The organism is Mediterraneibacter sp. ICN-202921 (assembly GCF_037890075.1).
In the GTDB taxonomy this organism is placed as follows: Bacteria; Bacillota; Clostridia; order Lachnospirales; family Lachnospiraceae; genus Mediterraneibacter; species Mediterraneibacter massiliensis.
On record NZ_JBBKBE010000006.1, the window covers coordinates 135,695 to 155,512 of the forward strand.

Genomic DNA, 19,818 nt, shown 5'->3' on the forward strand with positions numbered 1-19,818 from the left:
CTCCTAAATTTCAGTTTGCTTAACAAGATTTTCCGGTACATATTGTGGAAGTCCTTCCAGCACTCTTTCCATGCTCTCATAACAAAATTTAACAATCGCTCTTGTTGGAGCATCTCCATAGCACATCAATGTTGTTTCTCTATCTTCTTCTAATGCACTCATTACAGAATCTTTTCTTAAATATCCCATGCTTAAATGCCACCTTTCTCAACAATCTCAATGGCTGCTTTTGCTTGTATAAAATCCTAATTTTCATTACATCTGCATAGCTTCATTATTCTTTTTTCTATGCTTTTATTGCTCCATTTTCTTTTAGAATGTTTGCAAATTGATATTGCTGTTTCAAGATAATCATCCTCTTCCATGTTGCCTATAGTTTCGTTTGCGCATAGACAAATATCGGAATAAGGCTCTCCGCAAAAATCAATTACTTTACACTCTCCGCAGCGCATGTCCAGTTCTTTCAACTTCATTTTAATCACCTAAATCTCAAATTTACTTGTCATTCTGGGAATTTTTCGCCAGTTCATATACCCTACTTATTTGTTCTGTAGCTTCTTCTGGCGTACATCCCCATTTTTTCCCTAACCGTTTTATGGCATCAGACCAAGCACATAAACTCATGCAGGCATGCTTACAGGGATCTGAATTTGTCCAACTTCTGCACGTTCCGTTTTTCCTACTCCATGTTATCATCAGCTTCATAATTGCTTTCCTTTCTCCGGGCGGTATGGCTCTGGAAGAGGTTGCCAGGCGATAACACTTCCGTTAGGTACTCCGTTAATCGTCTCAAATGCAACATCCTCTTCATCTTCAAGCCACATCACATCCAAATATGTCAACGTAACATTTAAGTATCTGTCGTATTTCTCCCATTGGACTAATACCGGCTTTTTTTCTTCCGGTAATCTCACTTCTACCGGAATCCAACCGTCATTTTTTACTTTGTTCTCCCCATCTCTATATCCCATCTGATACCACTTACGTCTACTACATTCACTGCGATTAGGTGTTTCGCCCATGTGGGAACGGATGATTTCTTCAATCGCCATTACCTGTTTCCCTGCTAGTACATTATTATCTTTTCTGTACTGCAATATCTCTTCCAAAATCTTCTCTAGTACGTTCATTACTTCACCATCTTTCTAACGCCTAATTTAATCTCTATCGATATTTTTTAATATTACCGCACCTATTGGATCATTTTTATCTATCCGGTTACACAATTTTTGTATTGGACACTCAGGGCAAGCTGTGTCTGCGCAAAAATTATTAAGCAACTCAGCAGCTACATATACTTTTTCCATGTTTCTACGATCTTTCATCGCTCCACCTCCAACAGCCCTGCATTGTCAAAAACATTTTCGATTAATTCAACTTGATAACCCCAATAGTTATCAAAATCAACAGTTAATCCATCTCCACTCAAAACGAATCTCGCAGTATCTTCTTCCCACTCACATTTAAAATAACCATATTCGTCAGGAAGTTCTAAAATATCATTCTCCCAAATCTTCTCGCCATTCTTGTCGGTAAGTCCGGTGTACTGGCAGAGGGTGTCTGGATCAATCGCATACATTTCAGGAGCTATAATGCCTTTTAACGCTCCATCAAGTTTTATTTTTCCGGTGCAAATAAAATGGTTTATTTTAGCTATGTTTAGATAATAACCTTCTACCCATTCACCATTATCTTTTCTCTTTGCTTTAAAAAGATTTCTCTCATTCTTCCACTCTCCTGTTCTATAATGCTACTTCTTTATGCTCGGCTTTATCATAACTACTTGACCATGTCCCTCCGCTTCTACTGTGACAATTTTTACACAGGACTTGCGCCCAATATCCTTTGCGATCTCCCGGAATGCGTTCGTAGTTAATATATGCTTCTCCCCCGCAAAACGGGCATTTCTTTAATTCTTCCATCTTCTTTTCCTGCATGTCAGTCCTCCTCAAACCCCATATATCCCATCACATTTACGCCCGTTTCTTTTTCCAGTTCATCATTCAGCAGCTTAAAATCGTATTTATCATCTTCTGATACGTACTTCATCTGCTGTTTTACAAAATCTAAAAATCTCTTTATCCGTTTTGCGCCGTACTTTTCCTTCCTGTACAGGTAATCTACAGAAATAATGCAGTAGATCAAAAATGTACGCAGATTATGTTCCTGCTCTCTTTTCCTGTATTCCGGGCTTTTCATGGCTTCATCAATCTTCTTTTTCAGCTTCGCCCTTTTTAGTTCTTTTTCTGCCCAACTCATAGCTTTCTCCCTTCGTTTGTTTTGCCTTAATTCTCCCACCGCTTAAGCAGCTTCTTGTTCGGGTTATTTTTATCCCGACTAATCCGGCAGCACGTCCTAACCCAATCCTCATAAAAATTCATATACGCAGATACCGTTGTCCATACCGCACAAATGCGATCGCTCCCTATTTGGCGCTTTAGTTTTTTAGTCTGTTTTGTCATGCTTCCTCCCAGTACTCCACTGTATACTCCATCTGTTTTTTATTACCCGATTCCGCAATCTGCTGTCTGCCGATTCTGACAGAGTATCCAGCCTTTAATAACAATGTTGCTATCTTAAGCCGATCTTCCTCGTTCCACTGTACAGAACCTTTCCGGATACTCCTAATCACGTTTTTCATTCTTATTTCCTTTCCGGCACTTCATGCCTTTACAAAAATACATCTCAGTTCTACGCTTTGTCCGGATATAATCATAATCTCCAATAATTGTCCTTCCACACAAAGCACATATCCTCACATCTTCCGCCTTCGCTTTCTCGACTTCTTGATTGTTTTTTTTTCATCACATCATCTCCCTGATCGCCGACACGACTATAGCCCATTTTGCCTTTTCATACCAGATAAACTGCATGACCGTATCATCCATCCTATATTTCTCTTCCAGTCTCTTGGCTGCGTCGTTGATCGGACGTGCACTACAGCTGTCCAGCGCCTCTTTATACGCAGCCCACATCGCATTCTGGATATCCACGACCTTGTTATGTATATTTCTTATTCTTCTTTCCATAAATTCCTCCTGTGGTAACAAAAAACATACTCTGTAACACTTTTTTTGAAAAAGTAACAAAATGCAATGTTACCTTGCAACCTGTTGAATTTATTAGGTTTGTCCTGATTTTTCTATGCGGTAACAAAAGTAACGTTCGTATTCCTATATAAGTAACGAAAGTCTATATATACATATATTTCAGATATATATATGCGATTTTGATTGTTACCCTTGTTACTTTGTTACCTTTACTTAAACGGCAACTCTTCTTGCGTCACTTCCGCCGGCTCAAATCCGTCCTTGTCCTGAAATTCATTCAGCCGCAGGAACACGCAGCGCACTGGTTTCCCGTTGATTTTCTTGAGTTTCGTCTGATTCTTCCCGTCTGTCAGAATCACGCCCTGCCGGTCCGCCCAGTTCATGAATGCCTTATAGGAATAATCCCCCTGCCGGCAAAGCTCTTTCACAGCCTGTGGATACATGACTGCATAACCCTCGCTGATCAATCCCCATTGCTCCGTTGTTGCTGTGACATCGAACCGTTGCCGATTCATGTTGATCTTGTCCAGAAGATAATGATAACAGCGCTCGTGCTCTGACACTTCATTTCGATCCACCAGGACTCTCTCCGCCTCCTCAACGCTGATATACTCCTCATCATAAAAGATGTGGCCTGTGGCGATACGATCCGCCAGAAGGAGGATAGACATGGAAATACTCTGTTTCTGCATCTTGTCGATACTGAATATCTGCCGCTGTATGTCCTGTTGCATATTGCGCAGCTCGTCGATATCCATCTTCTTGATAATCTGCACAAACCGCTTTCCGGCAAAGCCGTAATTCTTCTTAAGCAGTTCTGCAGTGCTCTGTGGATCCTGGAATACCTTTTCTCCACACTCGATTTCAAGGATACGGTTGATCGCACCGCCCTGCGACACGTAAGATGACAACGGGCGCTCCCCGTTCGTCAGGATCGTATTCTTCCATCTGTTCTCCCGGCGGATCCCCAGCTCCTTATTAGATCGGCTCTTACCCTTCCCAGAACACAGATCATATACCACGCCCTCGAAATTGTCCCGGATCCGGCTACTGGTCTTGCTGGTATCATCCAACATCATCGGCAGATGATTCAGCAGGTCCGCTCGGATTTCAAGCTGTGTGTCGGTCGTCTTGAAATCTCCTATGTACTGTCCGCCGTCCGGATTCGCCCACACCGACGCCGCAAGCATCATTGATACGGATTTGCCACCTTCGGTCTCACCCCAGAGATCCACGATGAACGGCAGCGCCCCCAGCCGGCTTACAAGAATACTGGCAAAAGACGCAGCAAGTGAAAACTTGATCTCCGGCCGACCGCTCCGTCGCAGCTCCCGCACATGATCCAGCCACTCCTGCCAGGACCCGCGCTCCCTGATACTCTCATAGACTTGCCCGAATGCCCCGTCTCCGTCGAATATGACGTCCGTATCGTACGGAAGGAAGCCTTCCCCGATCCACCCCAGTTTCGAACTGGATCTCCGAACCGGAATATCATCGTCGTTCAGATTCTCCACATCTGATAGATATTTAACCATCAGTTTCGCATTCTCCGATGTTACGGCTACTCCCAGTTTTGACAATGTCACGATTTTACTTGCTGAAGATATAATATCTTTATGGACCGTGATCTCCGTCCAGCGATGATTACGCTTATAAGCGAGCCGGATCTGCTCCTCTCCGGTCTCAAGGTTCCTCAGCCGGCCGATCGGCAAGATTGGATGATAACAGACCACGACCTCATTAGAGTAATCCTTATTGAACGTCCGGATCCCGTTATCTGCAGCCAGCCAGGAGCCGCACTTCATGGAATCGTATTTTCCCGTGAAGTTTGTCCAATTCTCAATCAGCGTCTGGTTTAACTGTTGTTTCTTCTGCATTTCCTTTTCGGTTTTCTCAAATGCCTTGACCATCGTGTCAAACTGTCCCTTCACGCCGAGTTCAGTCGGTCATTTTTTGCGGACAGTTCATACATGCTATCCTTTTCTGTTCTCTGCTCCTGCGTTTGCTCTCGTTTGATTTCTCCCTCCGTATCTTCTTGGCACAAGCAGGACAATACCTTGATGCACCAGAGCCCGGGACATATTCAACGCCGCACACCGTACAATTTTTAGCGGGCATTGCTGCCCACCGTTTTGTAGGTATGATATGTAATTCATCGACAAAGCCGATGAATTTATAGTAAATCTTGATTTCCTGCTTCACTGTTCCGTCTGCCATCTTCTCACGCTCCGAAACAAGTATCTTGTCTATGAGTGCGTTTATAACTGTTGCATCCAGTTCTTTTAAGCCTTGATAATTTCGGATAAGGGCGAGGAAGTCACGGATTCCCCGTGATTTCTCGTAGCTTTCATTAAGAGTTTCCGTCACCTCTTTCAGCCTTGCTTCAATTTCAAGCTGCTCTTTCTGGTATTTCCCCGACATCATCTCAAAATTCCGCTCGGTAATACGCTCCATGACCTTATCCTCGTAGAGAGAGGAAAACAGCCTGTCCAGTTCCGCAAGGCGTTTGTTCAGCTTCTTACGTTCTTTCTCTAATGCTTTCGCCCTGCTCTGGTCTGTTTCCGTGAGCCGCTTTTCTATGGCCCTGACCGCCTTTTCATCATTCACTGCCATATCCGCAAAACAGTTGATGTCGGCAAGAACGGCATTGAATAAATCCCTTGCTTCTATATTGTGGGCACTACACTCGCTTCTTCCGTTTCTTGCATAATTATTACATGAATACTGTACACAGTCGATAATCTCTGGGCGTTTCCTCCTGTGTACGTTCATTGCCCGCAGAGCACATCCGCAGTCCACACACTTGATAACGCCTGCAAAAATATTTACAAATCCTCCCTTGTTCTGTGGAAGCCTACGACTTGTAATAAGCTGTTGGACAATATCAAATTCCTCCTGCGTGACTATTCCCTCATGGGTATTGGGTATCACTTCCCATTCTTCGGGCAGCTTAGAGGGGCGTTTCTTGCTTTTCATATTGGCGGCAATCCGTTTGTAGCCTACAAGATTTCCCGCATATATCGGGCTTCTTAAAATGCTCCTCACGCTGTTCCCACTCCAAATATAGCGTTTGTCCTCGTTCCCCTCAAAATGACGTTCAAAGCCTGTTTCGCCACGCTCCGCCGCATAAGCGGCAGGGCGTAGGATATGCTGTTTATTAAGATGTCTGCAAATTTTGGCAACTCCATTCCCTTTTAATGCAAGGTCGAATATCTCTTTTACAACATGTGCCACTTTATCATCTATCAGCAGATGGTTGTGGTCGGCAGGGTCTTTGATATAGCCATAAGGGGCGGTAGTTCCCATGAATTTCCCCTGTTGAAACCTCGCCCGATATGCCGATTTTATCTTAACAGATATGTCAGCGGCATACATTTCGTTTAAAATGTTGCGGAAAGGCGTGATGTCCATAGCAGATTTATTCAAGGTATCTACGCCGTCATTGACCGCTATATACCTCACGTTATGCTCTGGGAAGAAAACTTCCAGATATAACCCACAATCAAGATAGTTTCTCCCCAGACGGGATAAATCTTTCGTAATCACGCAGTTTATCAGACCGCTTTCAATGTCTTTTATCATATTCTGGAAACTTGGTCTTTGGAAATTTGTACCAGAATAACCATCGTCCACATACGTTTTTGCTATGTGCCATCCCTGCTTTTTCACATAATCCGTGAGGATGGATTTCTGTGTCGCAATGCTCGCACTCTCGTTATCCGTACCATCGTCTTTAGATAAGCGGCAATAAATGCCGACTAAATAGATTTTCTTTTCTTCTTTGATTCCTGCCATACTGTAAAACCTCCGTATCTGTCCTATCTGTTTTCATGTCCCATTGCGTACATTCTAAGCGGACAGCCCCTCATTGTCGAAGGTGTCGCCCTCGGCAATCTTCTTCCGAATATCCTCGGAGATAATCGGGACAAACGCTTCTGTAACGGTCTGTGTGCCGACATATTCACGGCTGATTATCATCTGCACTGGTGCTTTTGGCACGATACGCTTTCTCTTTTTATCTGCTTTCTTATCCTCGCCCATACTTAAATCTTCCTTTCCAGACAGGGCAGGGAAGAGTTTGGAAATGTCCCCGCCCTGCCAATCAGATACCATTAATCCTCGCTGTTTAATTCTTTCTGTAATGCTTTAAGGAGTGCCGCCGCTTCATCAGCGTTCAGCGTGATTCCCTTGCCGCACTTTTCACGGTTCGGGGAAAAGCTGCGGATGTCATACTTCGGCTCTTTCCCATTCCATGAAATGAGATTGATTTCCTTTGTGTAGCCACTGTCGCCCGTAGACAATACTGCGATTTCCTTTACGATTTCATACTGGATTTCTCTCATTCTCCATACCTCAACTCTCTGTATTTACTTCCCGAAAAAAGAAGATTAGCGGCTGTCACGGTTGCGTTTCCTCTGCAACTCACGCTCCAAAAGTTTGATGATGGTTTCCTCCATCTGCTTCGGCGTTGTGTTCTTCGGAAAGTATTTTTTCAGCTTGCTTGTGTTGATTTTCAAGGTTTCTTTCTGGTTGCCCTTTTCCTCCGTCATAATCGCAAATATCGTATCCATGTCAAGCCGCCCGCTCTGGCTTAACTGTTTCATCCGCTGTGCCTGTGAGAGTGAGGGCGTTGCTTCTTCGCTCTCCATCGTGGCAAAGAGGTTTTCCTGCTCGTCTTTCTTCAAGAAGGACAGTTCCACCGCAGGCGTGAGGGCGATTTTCCCCTCGTCCACCATCTGCAAAATCGGCGGTATCAGTTCCGTCAGGCGGATAAAACGCTGCACGGTCATCCTGCCCACGCCGAAGCCCTGTGCCACCTTGTCGTCCGTCCGCAACTTCGTCACAACTTGTGACGAGGTTAAGTCTGTGCGGAAACCCTGCCGCTTCATGGCTTCGGATTTCATCTTGTAAGCAAACGCCCGCTCCGATGGCAGGATATTCTCACGCTGCAAATTGCTGTCTACAAGGGTGATGATGGCTCGGTCACGGTCTAAGGGCAGGACAAACGCAGGCACGGTATTTATCCCTGCAAGTTCAGAAGCACGGACACGCCGCTGTCCTGCAATCACTTCATAACCGTCCCCGTCCTCTTTCGGGCGTGTGATTATCGGCGTGACAATGCCAAATTCCTTGATGCTTTCCGCTAACTCTGACAGTGTTTCATCTTCTGCCACATGAAACGGATTGTCGGGGAACGGGTACAAGTCTTTGGTCTTTAACACCTTAAAATCCTGTTTCTTCATTCACATATCTACCTTTCTTTCGCTCTGCTTCTATGATTTTTCTGCAATTCTTCCAACACTTCGGGCGGTATTTTTGACAGCAGCCGCCCCATCTGCTCGTTGGTTCTCTGCAATTCAAATATCTTCTGATTCGCTTTCTGCACCTTTAGTTCCTGCTCGTACTTTTCATCACGCATACGCCCCGCATAGTCTGATTCCTGCCCAATTCTCTCTTTCAAACTGTCGATATACGCCTGCTGTTTCCCGATTTCCTTAGAGAATTTCTCCACGTCTGGCAGCCATGCAGAGAGTAAATCTAACGCTTTATCCCTTTTCTTCCCTGCGTTAAAGGCGTTGATGTCGGATAGGGCAGACACGATTTCTTCATACTGTTTATCAAGCCTGCCGCCTAATTTATAGAGCCATGTGGGGACGTGTTTCCGCTTGGTTTCCATTGAGGACTGCCCCCGTTCAAGCTGATTCCACCGTGAGGACATCCGCTCATGGTAGGCGGTCTGCCACTCGGATAATGATTTCTGGTTGCCTAAGATAGCTTTCGCTGACAGCTTATTGTCTGGCGTAATCGGCACAAAGCAGAGGTGCATATGGGGCGTTCTCTCGTCCATATGGACGACAGCGGAGAGGATATTCTGCTTTCCAACACGCTCCGAAATGAAGTCAAGAGCCGTCTGGAAATACGCTTTTTGTTCTTCGGGCGGTAACTGGTTCATAAATTCTGGTGAAGCTGTGATGAGCGTTTCCACCATCATCACGCTGTCTTTCCTTGTCCTGCACCCCGCTTCGGCTACCATGCGGTTAATCTCTTTCTTGTAGGTGTACTTTGGTGGTGCTATGAGATGGTAATTGTTTTTAGAGCGTTCCATATCTATATCTGGGTTGCTTTTGTAGGCTTCTTTCTTCCGCTCGTTGTGGCGTTCACAAGCCGCAACGCCGCCCGCTTTTCGTTTCTGGAAACGCAGGATTGCATAAGGCATAGGCGGATTCCTCCTTTCTTTCGGCGGGTGACCGTCCTTTGGGGTGACAGCGGTGACGGTGGTGACAGCAGTTTTGGGATACCCCCTGCCGACTGCCGCAACTGTCACCCTCACCCCCTGCATGACGGTCATGTCGATGATGACGGTGTTTTTGGGATACCCCCCTCGCAAGAGCCGTCACCGTCATGCCGCCATTCTTTTATCCGAAGCCGTAAGGCGTAGGATAGCAGGGCACAGCCCTGCCTTAAGGGAGTCCAGAGGGAACGTCTGGCACACGACTTTGCAGGGCAAAGTGTAGTGTGTTACACCCTGTAAACGCAGTCGGAAAAATCGGAATGATTTTTCTGACCGCAGGGGTGGTTTTACACGACCGAAAAGGGCGAGTAAATCTCACGCCTGCATTTTGCGTTTACGGGGTGTTCTCCCGTAGGGATGACAGCGGCAGGGTATCCTAAAATCACTGTCACCACCGTCACTGCTGTCACCCGCAGGGCAGAGCCGCCAGCTTTACATGGCTTTAAGCGTCAATGACAGTAACAGGGGGGTATCCTAATATCGCTGTCACCACCATCACCGCTGTCACCCGCCCTCCTTGCAAGGGCAATCCGCCTGCCGTCTTTCCTGCGGCTGTACTGGTAGCAGATACGGTTCTCGCTTAAAAATGTGGTGCGGTATTCATTCAGCCATTTCGTAATCACCGTGGGTATGGTTTCCGTTTCCCCCATAGCGGCTAACAGTTCCGTTGCCGTGCCTATCCATTCTTCCTTATCCCTCATAAAATCCACCAACCGAAAAAGGACATCTGGTATCGTTTCTTTCGCAAGCTGCTCCTGCGTTTTCCGCTCCACAAGCTCCCAACGGCAATCACGGAAACGCAGCGTGTATTCCTGATAAGGCGTGTCCCTGCCCGTCACATACAGCTTGGCGGTGTCAGACGCACGTTTCTCCTTTTCCAGAACAAAGGTAGCGTCCGCACTCCCCGTTAATCCTGTCGTCCCAGACACCTTGTTGAACACGTCGCTGTCATTCTGCTTTCGGATGTGGTGTACGACAATGACCGCCAGAGAGTGCCTGTCGGCAAAGTCTTTGATGAGGGAGATGTCCCCATAGTCGCTTGCATAGGCATTGTCTTTTGAAGCTGTACGGACTTTCTGCAAGGTATCAATGACAATGAGCCTGCTGTCTGGGTAATCTTTCAGATAATCTTCAAGCTGCACGATAAGACCGTCTGACAGCTTGCAGCTTGCCACGGCAAAGTGGAGCCGCCCGCTTGCTTCGTCCGTCAAACGAAATAACCTGTCCTGTATGCGGCAGAACGTGTCCTCAAGGCAGAGGTAAAGCACATCGCCCTCCATTGTCGGCATATCCCATAAAGGGATTCCCTGCGACACGCATAAGCATAGCTTCAGCATGAGCCAGCTTTTGCCTATCTTCTGTGAGCCGCAGAACAGCGATAAGCCTGTCGGGATAAGGCTGTCCACCACAAAGGATGGTTTCTCAAGCGGTTCATAAAGGAGCGTTTCGGCGTTGACTGTCTGTAACTTCTGCATGGCTTTCCTCCTTTCGGGCGGTGTCTTTGTTTTCGTTGCACATAGGCGTTGACCTCCTTAAAAATAGATTTACTCCCACGGAAAAAAGTGAGAGTATGTAATGCCGCCAATCCCACACAAATAAAAAACAGATTTCTTTTTCGGGCGGTGTCGGTCACGGTTGGAGATATTTCTTCAATTTCCGCCTTTACTTTCTCCTTTGCAATCGCAACAGATTTCTGTATTGCCGAAGCGGTGCAATGCTCCATAGCGGCGATTTGGTAAAAATTGAACTCATACTCGTAGTAGAGCAGGAAACGCCGCCTTTGTATCTCTGGAAGGCTCCCAACCGCCTTATAGAGCGTTTCATTCCGTTCTTCCTCAACCATGCGTTCATCAAGGCTCTTAGGCACACGCAACGCCCGTCTGTAAAGGGTTTCGTCCCATACCTCGTTAAACTCCCTGTGCCGCTCGTCCCATTAGAAAAGATTCCTGTTCCTGCGCTCCATCTGCCGAAACTCCATAAAGAACTGTTCCGACACTTCCAACTCGTGGGATTTGCCCTGCCCGTCCTTAAAGCTGATAAAATACCTTGTGCCGCTTTCCGTGGATTCCTCCCGAAGCGTGTATGCCTTAACCCTGTATGCCATCCTGTTGTCCTCCTGCAAAAAATGAGTGAGGGGATTTCCATCCCTCACCCAGTAGCCCGCAGGATGGCAGGCTGTTTTAGAAGCTATAAAATTTTCCGCAGCTTCTTCCGCAGATGGTCTAACCTCGCATAGATGGCACCAGTCGTCAAATGCACAAGCGGGGCAATCTCCTTTGTGGAATACCCCTGCATTTTCAGCAGGACGATTTTCAAGGTACGCCCGTCCACCGTGACTAATACTTGATAGAGATTTTCGCTCTCAATCTCTTCCAGTAACTCCGCAACCGTACCCACTTCCGCCTGCCGCTCCCTGCCTGCCATGTCCTCAAGATATTCCGCAACGTCATTCGTCCATCGGTAAAACCGCCTGTTGGAATTGAAGTCTGCCCTGTCCGCCATGCGTATCTGCTCAATGGTCGCTTCATCAACGCCGCACTCACGCAGCAGCTTTTCCTCCGCTTCTTTCCAGATACGCCATTTCCTGTCCTCCCGTCCGTGGTTGTATGCCATTCTTACTTCCTCCAATCAGAATTGATTGAGAGGGCAGAGAAAAGCCCCCTCATCTTCCCAAAGGAAAAAACAAGGGGGCTGAACGCCTTAAATTTTAATTTTCTATTATCTTTCTTAGTTTTATTAGGATTCTGGCTTTGCGTTTGTTTACAACGCTCTGGGTTATGCCCAACCTCGCCCCGACTTCACGCTCGGAAAGTCCGTCAAAAAAGATTGCCTGTATCAGCTCCTGTTCACTATCCGACAGCAAAGGCAGGGCGGCTTTCAGCCTGTCCACCATGACCGCATTGACAACGGTTTCTGCAATGTCCACCGCTTCATCAGTGATAAAGTCCAGAGGATTCCCCTCGCTGTCCGTAAATCCGTCGAGAGATAGCAGTCTATTCTTTGTATCTAATTTTTGCAGATAACGCCACCGTTCCTTGTCACGGTAGAAGTCTGTGTATTGCTCCCTCACGACTTCAAGCAGACAGCCTTGAATGGGGATAAACAGCTTGTCCATATAGGTCTGGTCGGATTCCCTGCAACGGCAGAACTCCGTGTAGGATAATTCCACATAGCCGCCACTTTCTCTGATATATACCTTTCTTGGTGCATATTTCACCATAAATACCTCCCATCTGAATTTTTGAAATGTAAAAAATCCAGATGGAGAGGCGGAGAACGACACCGCATATCAGAAACAGCCCTACGGCACTTTCCAACAAAAATCGACAAAAGAAAAACCGCAAAGGCTCTGTGACCTTTACGGTTATAGGAAATAGTAATTCTATTGTATGGAGATTGTACTTCTACTTTCAAGGTGAGAAGTACCGTTGCACTGGCAGAAATTTTTTTAACTGGTTTCCTGCCGTTCTCTGATATGCTATGTATTGATAAATTTTGCTTCGTATGAGCAGATAGATAACTGCCCGAAAAAAGGACATAAAAAAATCCCTCCAAATTTAAAAACAAATTCAGAGGGTAATTTAGGGTATAACAAAATAACCCACCCGAATATCGTTTTTTTTATTTGGTGAGTTTGTTCTTTCAAATACGAAACAAAAAGAGCCGATGATTCGTGAATTGTTCCACAATTTCATCGGCTCTGCGTCTTAAGCGTCTGGCTCTTTGATGACAGTTATCTTCAAGTTGTCAACTTTAATCAATCTTTCTTGTCTGCATTTTGGACAATAAAGGGGATAATTCTCCAAAACAGTGTCCTTCCTAATTTTATTACGGGTTTTGCTCCCACAAACAGGACACAATATCCATTCGCATTTCATCATAATTAGTCTCTAATCCTTTCAAATCTCATTTTATATGACTTTTGCAAGCTGTTAAGCTAACTTGTGGAACATATGCCGAACCTTATCTATACGGCTATTCGGGCGGCGGGGTTGGCAAATAAATTTACCAATAGCTGGCTGGTATCCTTTTAACTCTGTCAAGCAGACTCCCTGCCCATTTGTGAAATAAGTTAAATCGTTCCTGTATTCTTGAATACATCTAGCAGGGATTTCTCCTTTCAGAATGACCTCGTCATTCTTTATCTGAGTACTTACAATATCTGCACAATACCTTGGAGCATCATGATACGCCCGTGAGAGATATTCCTGCGGTGCATAAATTTCAAAGTGGAGATATGGCTCTAATAGTTCTGTCCCTGCTTTTTTTAAAGCCTGCTCCAATACGATAGGGGAAAGCAGCCGAAAGTCTGCGGGGGTACTTACAGGACTATAATACAATCCATATTCAAAACAGATTTTACAGTCTGTCACTTTCCATCCATACAGCCCCTGCTCGCAGCCATAAAGAACCCCCTCCATAACCGCATTTTGGAACGATTGATTTAAATATCCAAGTGAAACTCTGCTTTCATACTGCACTCCGCTTCCAATAGGGAGCGGCTCTATGGACAACCCGACAGAAGCCCAGAAAGGATTTGGCGGGACTTCTATGTGGATGGTATATTCTGCTTTTCTAAGCGGTCTTTCCATATATATAACAGTAGGCTCTTTTATTTCTGCCTCCACATGATATTTTTCCTCAAGGATGGCACAAATGACTTCCATCTGCACATTCCCCAAAAAAGAAAGTATAATCTCATGCGTTGTAGTATCCACATAATATTTTAAAAGAGGGTCGCCATCTGAAATTTCTGTAAGTGCCCCAAGCAATATTTCCCGCTGTTCAGATTTCTTTACTGCAATCGTTGTTTGGAGCATAGGGAGAGGATTTTCAATAAATTTTCTCTGCGGCAACAGTATTTCGTTCCCCAAAATACTGTTTAGCTGCAAAACATCATTTGGTAAAATTACAATATCACCAGAGCAGGCTGTATCGGATGAATATAATTCACCGTTTGTCGGAACACACATCTCTGTGATTTTTATTTTCTCTTTTTCAGATATTCTAATAACATCCCTCAAATGCAATGTTCCGCTATATATACGCACATAAACAAAACGCCGCCTTTTCTCTGAATATTCAATCTTAAAAACCTGCCCGCATAGTTCAGATTGACCTTCAGGCGTTGATGAATAAAATTTACTGGCAATTACTTCTATAAGCTGCCGAATCCCCAGATTGTTTTTAGCGCTTCCGTGATAAACGGGAAATAACGTTCCGTTTTGGAATCTCCTGTTTTCTTCCTGTTCCAGTTCTGACATTTTAAACGGTTTCCCTGACATATATTTCTCTAATAGTTCATCGTTTCCCATAATTACCGCATCCCACTGTTCCATATCGTCATTGTCCGTTACATTTATATGGGGATGCTGCCCAACCTTTTGCTTCACTATAATTTCCGAAGAAAGCTTTGCTTTCATTTCCCGATATACCATTGGCAAATCAATCCCCTCTTGGTCAATTTTATTGATGAAAAAAATTGTCGGAATCTTCATTATCTGTAGTGCATGAAACAGTATACGGGTCTGTGCCTGTATGCCATCCTTTGCAGAAACTAATAATACTGCTCCGTCTAATACGGATAAAGAACGGTATACTTCCGCCAAAAAATCCATATGGCCTGGCGTATCTATAATGTTGACTTTTACATCCTCCCACTGAAAAGATGTCACTGCTGTCTGGATAGTGATTCCCCTTTGACGCTCCAAATTCATTGTATCTGTCCTTGTTGTGCCTTCATCTACGCTCCCTAGTTCTGCAATTGCACCACTGGTATACAATAAACTTTCCGTTAATGTTGTCTTTCCTGCGTCAACGTGAGCCAGAATGCCTAAGTTAATTATTTTCATGTGATTTTCCTCCTATCAACACCCAAAAAAGGGCATAAAAATACCCAGTGATAAATACTCCTATCACTGGGTAAATAACTCCAATAGCCCCAAAACACTTATATGTTTTCGGGCATATAAAATTACATGATAAAAGTATTCTTAAACTGGGTACAAAAAACTAAGCCCCATATTAAAAGTGAAACGGGACTGCTACTTTTTGTTCCCACTATCAAATTGACAGTTTATTTAAGAATACCTTGCCGCATATTTATTAACTCCTTGTATAATACTGAATCTAATTATATTCCTTAACCCTTTATTTGTCAAGCTGACAAACTAAAGCAGAAAAAGCGGCAGGATTTCCCCCTGCCACTAATCATCTGTTTATGCAAAAATAATTTCCTTTTCCACAATCTCCCTCGCACAAGCCCTTATGTTATTGAGGCATCCTGTCCATTCTAAGGCGTTTTCTGCCTTTAGCTGTTCCGTTATGCCCTGTGCCTGTTTCATACCCTCTATGAGCCTTTCAAAGCGTTCCTGTGCCTGTCTGTTGATGTCGGCAAGGTAGGCGTTTAGCCTGCCGCTTGTAAGAAGATTGGTGTATGTAACTTTACGGTACTGTTTTAGATGATCTAAATGCCGTTGCCCCCAGATGCCTATTGCCTGTTCTTCTTCGGCGGGTACAGTTAAGCACGGTATCAAATAATCCCCTTGCCTTTCGTATTTGCCGCCCAGTTCCTCAAATAATGATTTTGCCATTGTCTGTTACCTCCACATTCTTTTTTATTTTGAATGTCCGCAAAATCCGTCCTACATCCTTCGCACGATCCTGGAAGGAAAGAAGCATCTGTGCCCGTCTGATCGCATCGTCCTGCTCAAAGATCTCTACGAATACTTCTTCTGACAGGATCTCTTTTCTGTCATAACTATTTAAAGGTTTCATAACACTCCTTCTCACCTCGGTTCGTTCAATATTTCGTGTAGGTATAGCTGATATTGCAGGGCATTATAGCAATCTGTCCACGCCTCCGAAAACGGTTTTGCAGTATGGTATCCGTTCCGATATATGTCGATCAACTCATTGTTCAGCTTCCGCTTTGCCCTTAGCTTTTCCTTTTCTTTCTTGCGCATGTCCTGCGCTTTTCGGGCATGATATAGCTCTATACGGTCATGGAATGTTTCTTTTTCGTATGTCCCTCCAAGGCTTAGAAATGCCTCCCTGAATGTAAGTCCATCCATTTGCTGTACAAAACTAAAAATATCCCCATTTGCTCCGCAGCCAAAACAATAATAACTATCCTTATATATCTTCATAGACGGTTCCCTATCCCCTTGATGAAATGGACAGGGAATAAACCCCGCCCTGTTGGGATGAAAACCATACTGCTCTGCAATATCCTGCATGCTACACATACCTTTTATCTCATCACTCGTCATAACTTCTACCACTCAATATCCGTATGATTTCGCTTCCTGTTTGTTCTTTATCGCAAAACAGGAACTTGCATCCATATTTCCGTTCCTGCGTCCGCAGGATCTTATAAAGAACCTCTCCGGTCATTGCCTTTGTCTCGACATCTTCCCACTGTCCAGTATCTGGATTCTTCCTTCGTTTCCATCTCCGCGGATTTTCCCAGAAGACAACGTGATCAAGCCGCCCAATACCTTTTCCATGTTCCACTAAAAAAACGATCTGGATTCCATTTTCCTTCGCAAGTATCAGCTCTCGCCGGAACCTGTCATGATCTTGGCAGACATTGCAGCATAATTCCGACAGATTCTGCTTTCTATCAATGATCAGCCGGGGATTATCATAATTCATATAATCCCCGACCATTAACTTCGATACCGGGTGTTTTACCCCCTGCCGATCGAATTCCTCAACGATCTTTTTGATCGCTCTGGCTTTCTCCCGGCTGTCAATCTGTATTACCAATTCAATCACTCCTAGTTGAACGGCAGCTCTTCATCGATTCCATCTGGAATGTCCATAAAGCCATCATCATCTTCTGGTCCAAATCCGCCAGAGGGATTATTTTCATTTCTGCCGTTTCCCTGCGATGCCGCTCTGCTTTCTGCAAAGCCAACCTGTTCAGCTATAACATCTGTTGTATACACCTTATTTCCTTCCTGGTTCGTATAGGAGCCGGTCTGGATCCTTCCAGATATTTCAATCTTCATGCCTTTCCTGAAATATTTTTCTATAAACTCTGCTGTTTTCCCAAATGCGACACAACTAATAAAATCAGCTGTCGGTCCACCTTCCTGCTTGTATCTCCGATCACACGCAACGAAGAATCTTGCGATAGAGCTTCCTCCGTCTGTGTATCGAATTTCTGGATCTCTCGTAAATCGTCCGGTCAAATTCGCACTATTCATTTGCACCCTCCTGTTTTACTGGCGTTTTTGTCAGTTCAAACTTTTTCATAACGATCTTAAACTCATTCACCGTCATATCTTCAATCTTCTTCGCTTTCACAGCCCGCATGGAAAGAATCGCCTTGTCCGTTACTTTTGTTCGTTCCTGCTCTGCTCGAATAGAAGCAAGCATTGCTTCCGTGATCTTTTGATCCCCTGCTGCCTGTTCCGGTTCATTCTTGGAAACTTTATTTTCCGGAGCAAACTTTTCAGCCTGTGTCTGCTTTGAATTCTCTGCCGGCTTCTCCTTCTTTTTGCCTGCAGGAGCTTTATCTGCTATTTCCTCCGGCCGCTCAGCATCCGGATCATCCATATCCTCCGTTGGGATACAGAAAGTCTGAAAGCAGGCATACTTAAACGCAATAGACATTGCTTTATTTGTAGCTTTATCGCCCGTGTCCATTCCTTCGCCAACAACAGTACACTCCAAACAACTTCCATCATCTGCAAAAAATTCATAGCGGATTGTGCAGATAGAATGATTCATATGCGTTCCATTTTTGGAAGTTACAACCTTTCTTATATTCTCTTTAACTTCCGGAACAACAAATACTCCATTCTTAACCATTGCCGGATGAAGGGCATTCATGACATCATCAATCCCGCGAAACTTATAACTTCCAAAATTCGACTTACATGTCTTATCCTTAGAGACTGCTCCGATGTCTTTCATAACGCCCAAAATGGCAGCGTAGATCTTCGGTTCAGTTTTTTCCAATGGTTCGTTTCCCATCACTCACCCTCCCTGTCGTATACAATCAATTCATTTTCAATGGACTGCAGTATAATCTCGCTCGCCACTGATCGGATGCTTTTACCACATTCATTGGCCACCTCTGCCAATGCACTGTATGCCTCCGGTGTAAGTTTGATTACTCCCTGTTCATTTGGTATAATCCGTTTTGCCCGAATATGTATCTTACCGTCCCTCATCATGCATCCAACCTTTCAAAGAAGATTCCCAGACTATCCATAGCTACCTCTAACTCCTCAACCTCTTGCGCCGTCGCAACAATACGATATTTTACAGATACTGTAGACGGTGTAACAAATGGCATTTCAGACTCATCAGTTTCAGTATCGTTCGGAAGATTTTCAAAATCTTTCTCAACATCCATCGATGCTTGATTTGTCTCCATAGATTTCCGCGCTACTTCTTCCGCTTCTCTTCTTGCACGTTCCTCACGCTCCAGAGCTTCGCGCTCCATCCGGCGCACCCGATCGATCTCTGCCTGTCGTCGTCGCTCCTCCTCACGCTTCATGATCTCCTGTTTCTGCTTTTCATAGTTATTAATGTATGTAACAGCTTGCACAGAATCATGTGTGTTCCTGTAAATTTCCAGAGCCTTCTCTACTGCATCTGACTGCATTCCGCTGATCATGGCAACTGCAGCCTGCGCAGCCTTTACTTCGCTTACAATCTCTTCCTTGATTGATTTCATCGTTGTGGTGGCATTTTCCCACTTTGCCATATAAATGCTATTAAGAGGAATATACTCTGCCATATCCTCGATAAGCTCAACATAGAGCTCTTCAATCTTCTCCTTCTTTTCTTTCTTGCGCTTCTCTTCAAAAGCTTTTAACTGCTCATCGATCGCATTGATCGGCTCGTCCACTTTAGCAAGCAAGACTTTCATATTGGCTTCAAATATCTCGAACGGTTTATTCCATTCCCTTTTAACAAGTTTACGTTTGTCATCGATCTCTTTCTTCAGCTTACGGAGCGACGCCACCTCGCCCTTCGCAATATCCTTCGTCTCTTCTGTAAAAACTGCACCATCATATTCTGCCAGCCTGGCATCCAGAGCTGCATTCAGCTCATCGAAATTCAGTTCGATTGTTCCAGGGTTTTGTTGCACCCGGAGTTCTAATTTGTTCATAGTCGCATAACCTCCTTTTTTATTCGTCGCACATTCCAATGATCGCCTTCACTGTATTGAGTTCAATTTGCGGTATTGGTATCTTCTTATTTCTCGCTCTTTTTACCCGACCTTCATATTCTTCTATACATGAGATCAACGCATCCATCCGCGCATCAACCCTATTCAGTCTGGCAAATTCATCCGCATCTATTAGAACCATACTTTTTACCATTTACGCTTCCTCCCAATATCTCCCGCCGCACCAGAAGAAATCTTCTGCCGGCAGATAGTCTTCTAATACGATCAACGCCGGGTTCTCTTCACAGATGTGATCACCCTCGCCGATCGGGGTACATTTGCTG

General features: G+C 44.7%; 29 protein-coding genes and 2 pseudogenes. All 31 read right to left on the reverse strand.

What is annotated here, in order from left to right; genetic code table 11:
- Positions 1-3 precede the first annotated feature (3 nt).
- The 31 genes and pseudogenes from WKT01_RS07395 to WKT01_RS07545 all read right to left on the reverse strand — a co-directional run bounded on the left by WKT01_RS07395 (position 4) and on the right by WKT01_RS07545 (position 19,688).
- Positions 4-189, reverse strand: coding sequence for a hypothetical protein (locus WKT01_RS07395; RefSeq protein ID WP_340311853.1), 186 nt, complete (start codon positions 187-189; stop codon positions 4-6).
- Positions 190-245: 56 nt separating this feature from the next.
- Positions 246-473 (reverse strand): hypothetical protein, encoded by a 228-nt coding sequence (locus tag WKT01_RS07400; protein ID WP_340311854.1) that lies wholly within the window; start codon positions 471-473, stop codon positions 246-248.
- 22 nt (positions 474-495) lie between these two features.
- Positions 496-705: a hypothetical protein gene (locus tag WKT01_RS07405; RefSeq protein WP_340311856.1), complete on the reverse strand. Its 210-nt coding sequence runs from the start codon at positions 703-705 to the stop codon at positions 496-498.
- Positions 702-1,130 (reverse strand): DUF551 domain-containing protein, encoded by a 429-nt coding sequence (locus WKT01_RS07410; RefSeq protein ID WP_340311857.1) that lies wholly within the window; start codon positions 1,128-1,130, stop codon positions 702-704. The genes WKT01_RS07405 and WKT01_RS07410 overlap by 4 nt, the downstream gene beginning before the upstream one ends.
- Before the next feature lie 27 nt (positions 1,131-1,157).
- On the reverse strand, positions 1,158-1,325 hold the full coding sequence (locus tag WKT01_RS07415) for a hypothetical protein (RefSeq protein ID WP_340311859.1): 168 nt from the start codon (positions 1,323-1,325) through the stop codon (positions 1,158-1,160).
- Positions 1,322-1,657, reverse strand: a complete 336-nt coding sequence (locus tag WKT01_RS07420; RefSeq protein ID WP_445299687.1) for a YopX family protein — start codon at positions 1,655-1,657, stop codon at positions 1,322-1,324. Before WKT01_RS07420 ends, WKT01_RS07415 begins: the two co-directional genes overlap by 4 nt.
- Positions 1,658-1,742: 85 nt before the next feature.
- On the reverse strand, positions 1,743-1,937 hold the full coding sequence (locus tag WKT01_RS07425) for a Lar family restriction alleviation protein (RefSeq protein ID WP_340311860.1): 195 nt from the start codon (positions 1,935-1,937) through the stop codon (positions 1,743-1,745).
- 1 nt (position 1,938) lies between these two features.
- Positions 1,939-2,259, reverse strand: a complete 321-nt coding sequence (locus WKT01_RS07430; protein WP_340311861.1) for a hypothetical protein — start codon at positions 2,257-2,259, stop codon at positions 1,939-1,941.
- 199 nt (positions 2,260-2,458) lie between these two features.
- Positions 2,459-2,641, reverse strand: coding sequence for a hypothetical protein (locus WKT01_RS07435; protein WP_340311862.1), 183 nt, complete (start codon positions 2,639-2,641; stop codon positions 2,459-2,461).
- Positions 2,642-2,804: 163 nt separating this feature from the next.
- On the reverse strand, positions 2,805-3,029 hold the full coding sequence (locus tag WKT01_RS07440) for a hypothetical protein (protein ID WP_340311864.1): 225 nt from the start codon (positions 3,027-3,029) through the stop codon (positions 2,805-2,807).
- Between the two features lie 230 nt (positions 3,030-3,259).
- A complete protein-coding gene (locus tag WKT01_RS07445; protein WP_340311866.1) occupies positions 3,260-4,960 on the reverse strand; it encodes a DUF927 domain-containing protein in 1,701 nt (566 codons plus the stop codon).
- Between the two features lie 28 nt (positions 4,961-4,988).
- Positions 4,989-6,845 (reverse strand): recombinase family protein, encoded by a 1,857-nt coding sequence (locus WKT01_RS07450; protein WP_001820670.1) that lies wholly within the window; start codon positions 6,843-6,845, stop codon positions 4,989-4,991.
- Positions 6,846-6,899: 54 nt separating this feature from the next.
- Complete coding sequence (locus WKT01_RS07455; protein WP_001820669.1) at positions 6,900-7,091, reverse strand: hypothetical protein; 192 nt, start codon at positions 7,089-7,091, stop codon at positions 6,900-6,902.
- A 71-nt stretch (positions 7,092-7,162) separates the two neighbouring features.
- The gene (locus WKT01_RS07460) at positions 7,163-7,393 is read right to left on the reverse strand and encodes a YdbC family protein (RefSeq protein ID WP_001206986.1); all 231 of its coding nucleotides are present in this window, start codon (positions 7,391-7,393) and stop codon (positions 7,163-7,165) included.
- Between the two features lie 45 nt (positions 7,394-7,438).
- Positions 7,439-8,293, reverse strand: coding sequence for a ParB/RepB/Spo0J family partition protein (locus tag WKT01_RS07465; protein WP_000743700.1), 855 nt, complete (start codon positions 8,291-8,293; stop codon positions 7,439-7,441).
- Positions 8,294-8,301: 8 nt separating this feature from the next.
- Entirely contained in the window at positions 8,302-9,267 is a 966-nt protein-coding gene (gene mobV, locus WKT01_RS07470; RefSeq protein WP_001820668.1) for a MobV family relaxase, read from the reverse strand.
- 517 nt (positions 9,268-9,784) lie between these two features.
- Positions 9,785-10,817, reverse strand: a pseudogene (locus WKT01_RS07475) (AAA family ATPase).
- A 154-nt stretch (positions 10,818-10,971) separates the two neighbouring features.
- Positions 10,972-11,446: pseudogene (locus WKT01_RS07480) on the reverse strand (RNA polymerase sigma factor).
- Between the two features lie 83 nt (positions 11,447-11,529).
- The gene (locus tag WKT01_RS07485) at positions 11,530-11,955 is read right to left on the reverse strand and encodes a sigma-70 family RNA polymerase sigma factor (RefSeq protein ID WP_000323895.1); all 426 of its coding nucleotides are present in this window, start codon (positions 11,953-11,955) and stop codon (positions 11,530-11,532) included.
- Positions 11,956-12,049: 94 nt separating this feature from the next.
- Positions 12,050-12,559: a sigma-70 family RNA polymerase sigma factor gene (locus tag WKT01_RS07490; RefSeq protein ID WP_105116765.1), complete on the reverse strand. Its 510-nt coding sequence runs from the start codon at positions 12,557-12,559 to the stop codon at positions 12,050-12,052.
- A 490-nt stretch (positions 12,560-13,049) separates the two neighbouring features.
- Complete coding sequence (locus WKT01_RS07495; RefSeq protein ID WP_002779755.1) at positions 13,050-13,223, reverse strand: cysteine-rich KTR domain-containing protein; 174 nt, start codon at positions 13,221-13,223, stop codon at positions 13,050-13,052.
- 51 nt (positions 13,224-13,274) lie between these two features.
- The gene (gene tet(O), locus WKT01_RS07500) at positions 13,275-15,194 is read right to left on the reverse strand and encodes a tetracycline resistance ribosomal protection protein Tet(O) (RefSeq protein ID WP_000691758.1); all 1,920 of its coding nucleotides are present in this window, start codon (positions 15,192-15,194) and stop codon (positions 13,275-13,277) included.
- A 366-nt stretch (positions 15,195-15,560) separates the two neighbouring features.
- The gene (locus WKT01_RS07505) at positions 15,561-15,935 is read right to left on the reverse strand and encodes a TnpV protein (protein WP_340311870.1); all 375 of its coding nucleotides are present in this window, start codon (positions 15,933-15,935) and stop codon (positions 15,561-15,563) included.
- Entirely contained in the window at positions 15,916-16,119 is a 204-nt protein-coding gene (locus WKT01_RS07510; RefSeq protein ID WP_340311872.1) for a hypothetical protein, read from the reverse strand. The genes WKT01_RS07505 and WKT01_RS07510 overlap by 20 nt, the downstream gene beginning before the upstream one ends.
- An 11-nt stretch (positions 16,120-16,130) precedes the next feature.
- Complete coding sequence (locus WKT01_RS07515; RefSeq protein WP_340311874.1) at positions 16,131-16,613, reverse strand: CHC2 zinc finger domain-containing protein; 483 nt, start codon at positions 16,611-16,613, stop codon at positions 16,131-16,133.
- Positions 16,603-17,112, reverse strand: coding sequence for an ERCC4 domain-containing protein (locus tag WKT01_RS07520; protein WP_340311876.1), 510 nt, complete (start codon positions 17,110-17,112; stop codon positions 16,603-16,605). The genes WKT01_RS07515 and WKT01_RS07520 overlap by 11 nt, the downstream gene beginning before the upstream one ends.
- A gap of 11 nt (positions 17,113-17,123) precedes the next feature.
- Complete coding sequence (locus WKT01_RS07525) at positions 17,124-17,555, reverse strand: single-stranded DNA-binding protein (protein ID WP_340311878.1); 432 nt, start codon at positions 17,553-17,555, stop codon at positions 17,124-17,126.
- Positions 17,548-18,327: an ERF family protein gene (locus WKT01_RS07530; protein ID WP_340311879.1), complete on the reverse strand. Its 780-nt coding sequence runs from the start codon at positions 18,325-18,327 to the stop codon at positions 17,548-17,550. The genes WKT01_RS07525 and WKT01_RS07530 overlap by 8 nt, the downstream gene beginning before the upstream one ends.
- Positions 18,327-18,530 (reverse strand): hypothetical protein, encoded by a 204-nt coding sequence (locus WKT01_RS07535; RefSeq protein WP_340311880.1) that lies wholly within the window; start codon positions 18,528-18,530, stop codon positions 18,327-18,329. The genes WKT01_RS07530 and WKT01_RS07535 overlap by 1 nt, the downstream gene beginning before the upstream one ends.
- Positions 18,527-19,474, reverse strand: coding sequence for a DUF1351 domain-containing protein (locus tag WKT01_RS07540; RefSeq protein ID WP_340311881.1), 948 nt, complete (start codon positions 19,472-19,474; stop codon positions 18,527-18,529). Before WKT01_RS07540 ends, WKT01_RS07535 begins: the two co-directional genes overlap by 4 nt.
- A 19-nt stretch (positions 19,475-19,493) precedes the next feature.
- The gene (locus tag WKT01_RS07545; protein WP_340311882.1) at positions 19,494-19,688 is read right to left on the reverse strand and encodes a hypothetical protein; all 195 of its coding nucleotides are present in this window, start codon (positions 19,686-19,688) and stop codon (positions 19,494-19,496) included.
- Positions 19,689-19,818 lie beyond the last annotated feature (130 nt).

What these genes read in the sequence shown, in the direction of transcription:
- WKT01_RS07395 (WP_340311853.1), bottom strand. Translation starts at nt 189, where the DNA reads ATGGGATATTTAAGAAAAGATTCTGTAATGAGTGCATTAGAAGAAGAT.
- WKT01_RS07400 (WP_340311854.1), bottom strand. Translation starts at nt 473, where the DNA reads ATGAAGTTGAAAGAACTGGACATGCGCTGCGGAGAGTGTAAAGTAATT.
- WKT01_RS07405 (WP_340311856.1), bottom strand. Translation starts at nt 705, where the DNA reads ATGAAGCTGATGATAACATGGAGTAGGAAAAACGGAACGTGCAGAAGT.
- WKT01_RS07410 (WP_340311857.1), bottom strand. Translation starts at nt 1,130, where the DNA reads ATGAACGTACTAGAGAAGATTTTGGAAGAGATATTGCAGTACAGAAAA.
- WKT01_RS07415 (WP_340311859.1), bottom strand. Translation starts at nt 1,325, where the DNA reads ATGAAAGATCGTAGAAACATGGAAAAAGTATATGTAGCTGCTGAGTTG.
- WKT01_RS07425 (WP_340311860.1), bottom strand. Translation starts at nt 1,937, where the DNA reads ATGCAGGAAAAGAAGATGGAAGAATTAAAGAAATGCCCGTTTTGCGGG.
- WKT01_RS07430 (WP_340311861.1), bottom strand. Translation starts at nt 2,259, where the DNA reads ATGAGTTGGGCAGAAAAAGAACTAAAAAGGGCGAAGCTGAAAAAGAAG.
- WKT01_RS07435 (WP_340311862.1), bottom strand. Translation starts at nt 2,641, where the DNA reads ATGAAAAACGTGATTAGGAGTATCCGGAAAGGTTCTGTACAGTGGAAC.
- WKT01_RS07440 (WP_340311864.1), bottom strand. Translation starts at nt 3,029, where the DNA reads ATGGAAAGAAGAATAAGAAATATACATAACAAGGTCGTGGATATCCAG.
- WKT01_RS07445 (WP_340311866.1), bottom strand. Translation starts at nt 4,960, where the DNA reads ATGGTCAAGGCATTTGAGAAAACCGAAAAGGAAATGCAGAAGAAACAA.
- WKT01_RS07450 (WP_001820670.1), bottom strand. Translation starts at nt 6,845, where the DNA reads ATGGCAGGAATCAAAGAAGAAAAGAAAATCTATTTAGTCGGCATTTAT.
- WKT01_RS07455 (WP_001820669.1), bottom strand. Translation starts at nt 7,091, where the DNA reads ATGGGCGAGGATAAGAAAGCAGATAAAAAGAGAAAGCGTATCGTGCCA.
- WKT01_RS07460 (WP_001206986.1), bottom strand. Translation starts at nt 7,393, where the DNA reads ATGAGAGAAATCCAGTATGAAATCGTAAAGGAAATCGCAGTATTGTCT.
- WKT01_RS07465 (WP_000743700.1), bottom strand. Translation starts at nt 8,293, where the DNA reads ATGAAGAAACAGGATTTTAAGGTGTTAAAGACCAAAGACTTGTACCCG.
- mobV (WP_001820668.1), bottom strand. Translation starts at nt 9,267, where the DNA reads ATGCCTTATGCAATCCTGCGTTTCCAGAAACGAAAAGCGGGCGGCGTT.
- WKT01_RS07485 (WP_000323895.1), bottom strand. Translation starts at nt 11,955, where the DNA reads ATGGCATACAACCACGGACGGGAGGACAGGAAATGGCGTATCTGGAAA.
- WKT01_RS07495 (WP_002779755.1), bottom strand. Translation starts at nt 13,223, where the DNA reads ATGATGAAATGCGAATGGATATTGTGTCCTGTTTGTGGGAGCAAAACC.
- WKT01_RS07505 (WP_340311870.1), bottom strand. Translation starts at nt 15,935, where the DNA reads ATGGCAAAATCATTATTTGAGGAACTGGGCGGCAAATACGAAAGGCAA.
- WKT01_RS07510 (WP_340311872.1), bottom strand. Translation starts at nt 16,119, where the DNA reads ATGAAACCTTTAAATAGTTATGACAGAAAAGAGATCCTGTCAGAAGAA.
- WKT01_RS07515 (WP_340311874.1), bottom strand. Translation starts at nt 16,613, where the DNA reads ATGACGAGTGATGAGATAAAAGGTATGTGTAGCATGCAGGATATTGCA.
- WKT01_RS07525 (WP_340311878.1), bottom strand. Translation starts at nt 17,555, where the DNA reads ATGAATAGTGCGAATTTGACCGGACGATTTACGAGAGATCCAGAAATT.
- WKT01_RS07530 (WP_340311879.1), bottom strand. Translation starts at nt 18,327, where the DNA reads ATGGGAAACGAACCATTGGAAAAAACTGAACCGAAGATCTACGCTGCC.
- WKT01_RS07535 (WP_340311880.1), bottom strand. Translation starts at nt 18,530, where the DNA reads ATGATGAGGGACGGTAAGATACATATTCGGGCAAAACGGATTATACCA.
- WKT01_RS07540 (WP_340311881.1), bottom strand. Translation starts at nt 19,474, where the DNA reads ATGAACAAATTAGAACTCCGGGTGCAACAAAACCCTGGAACAATCGAA.
- WKT01_RS07545 (WP_340311882.1), bottom strand. Translation starts at nt 19,688, where the DNA reads ATGGTAAAAAGTATGGTTCTAATAGATGCGGATGAATTTGCCAGACTG.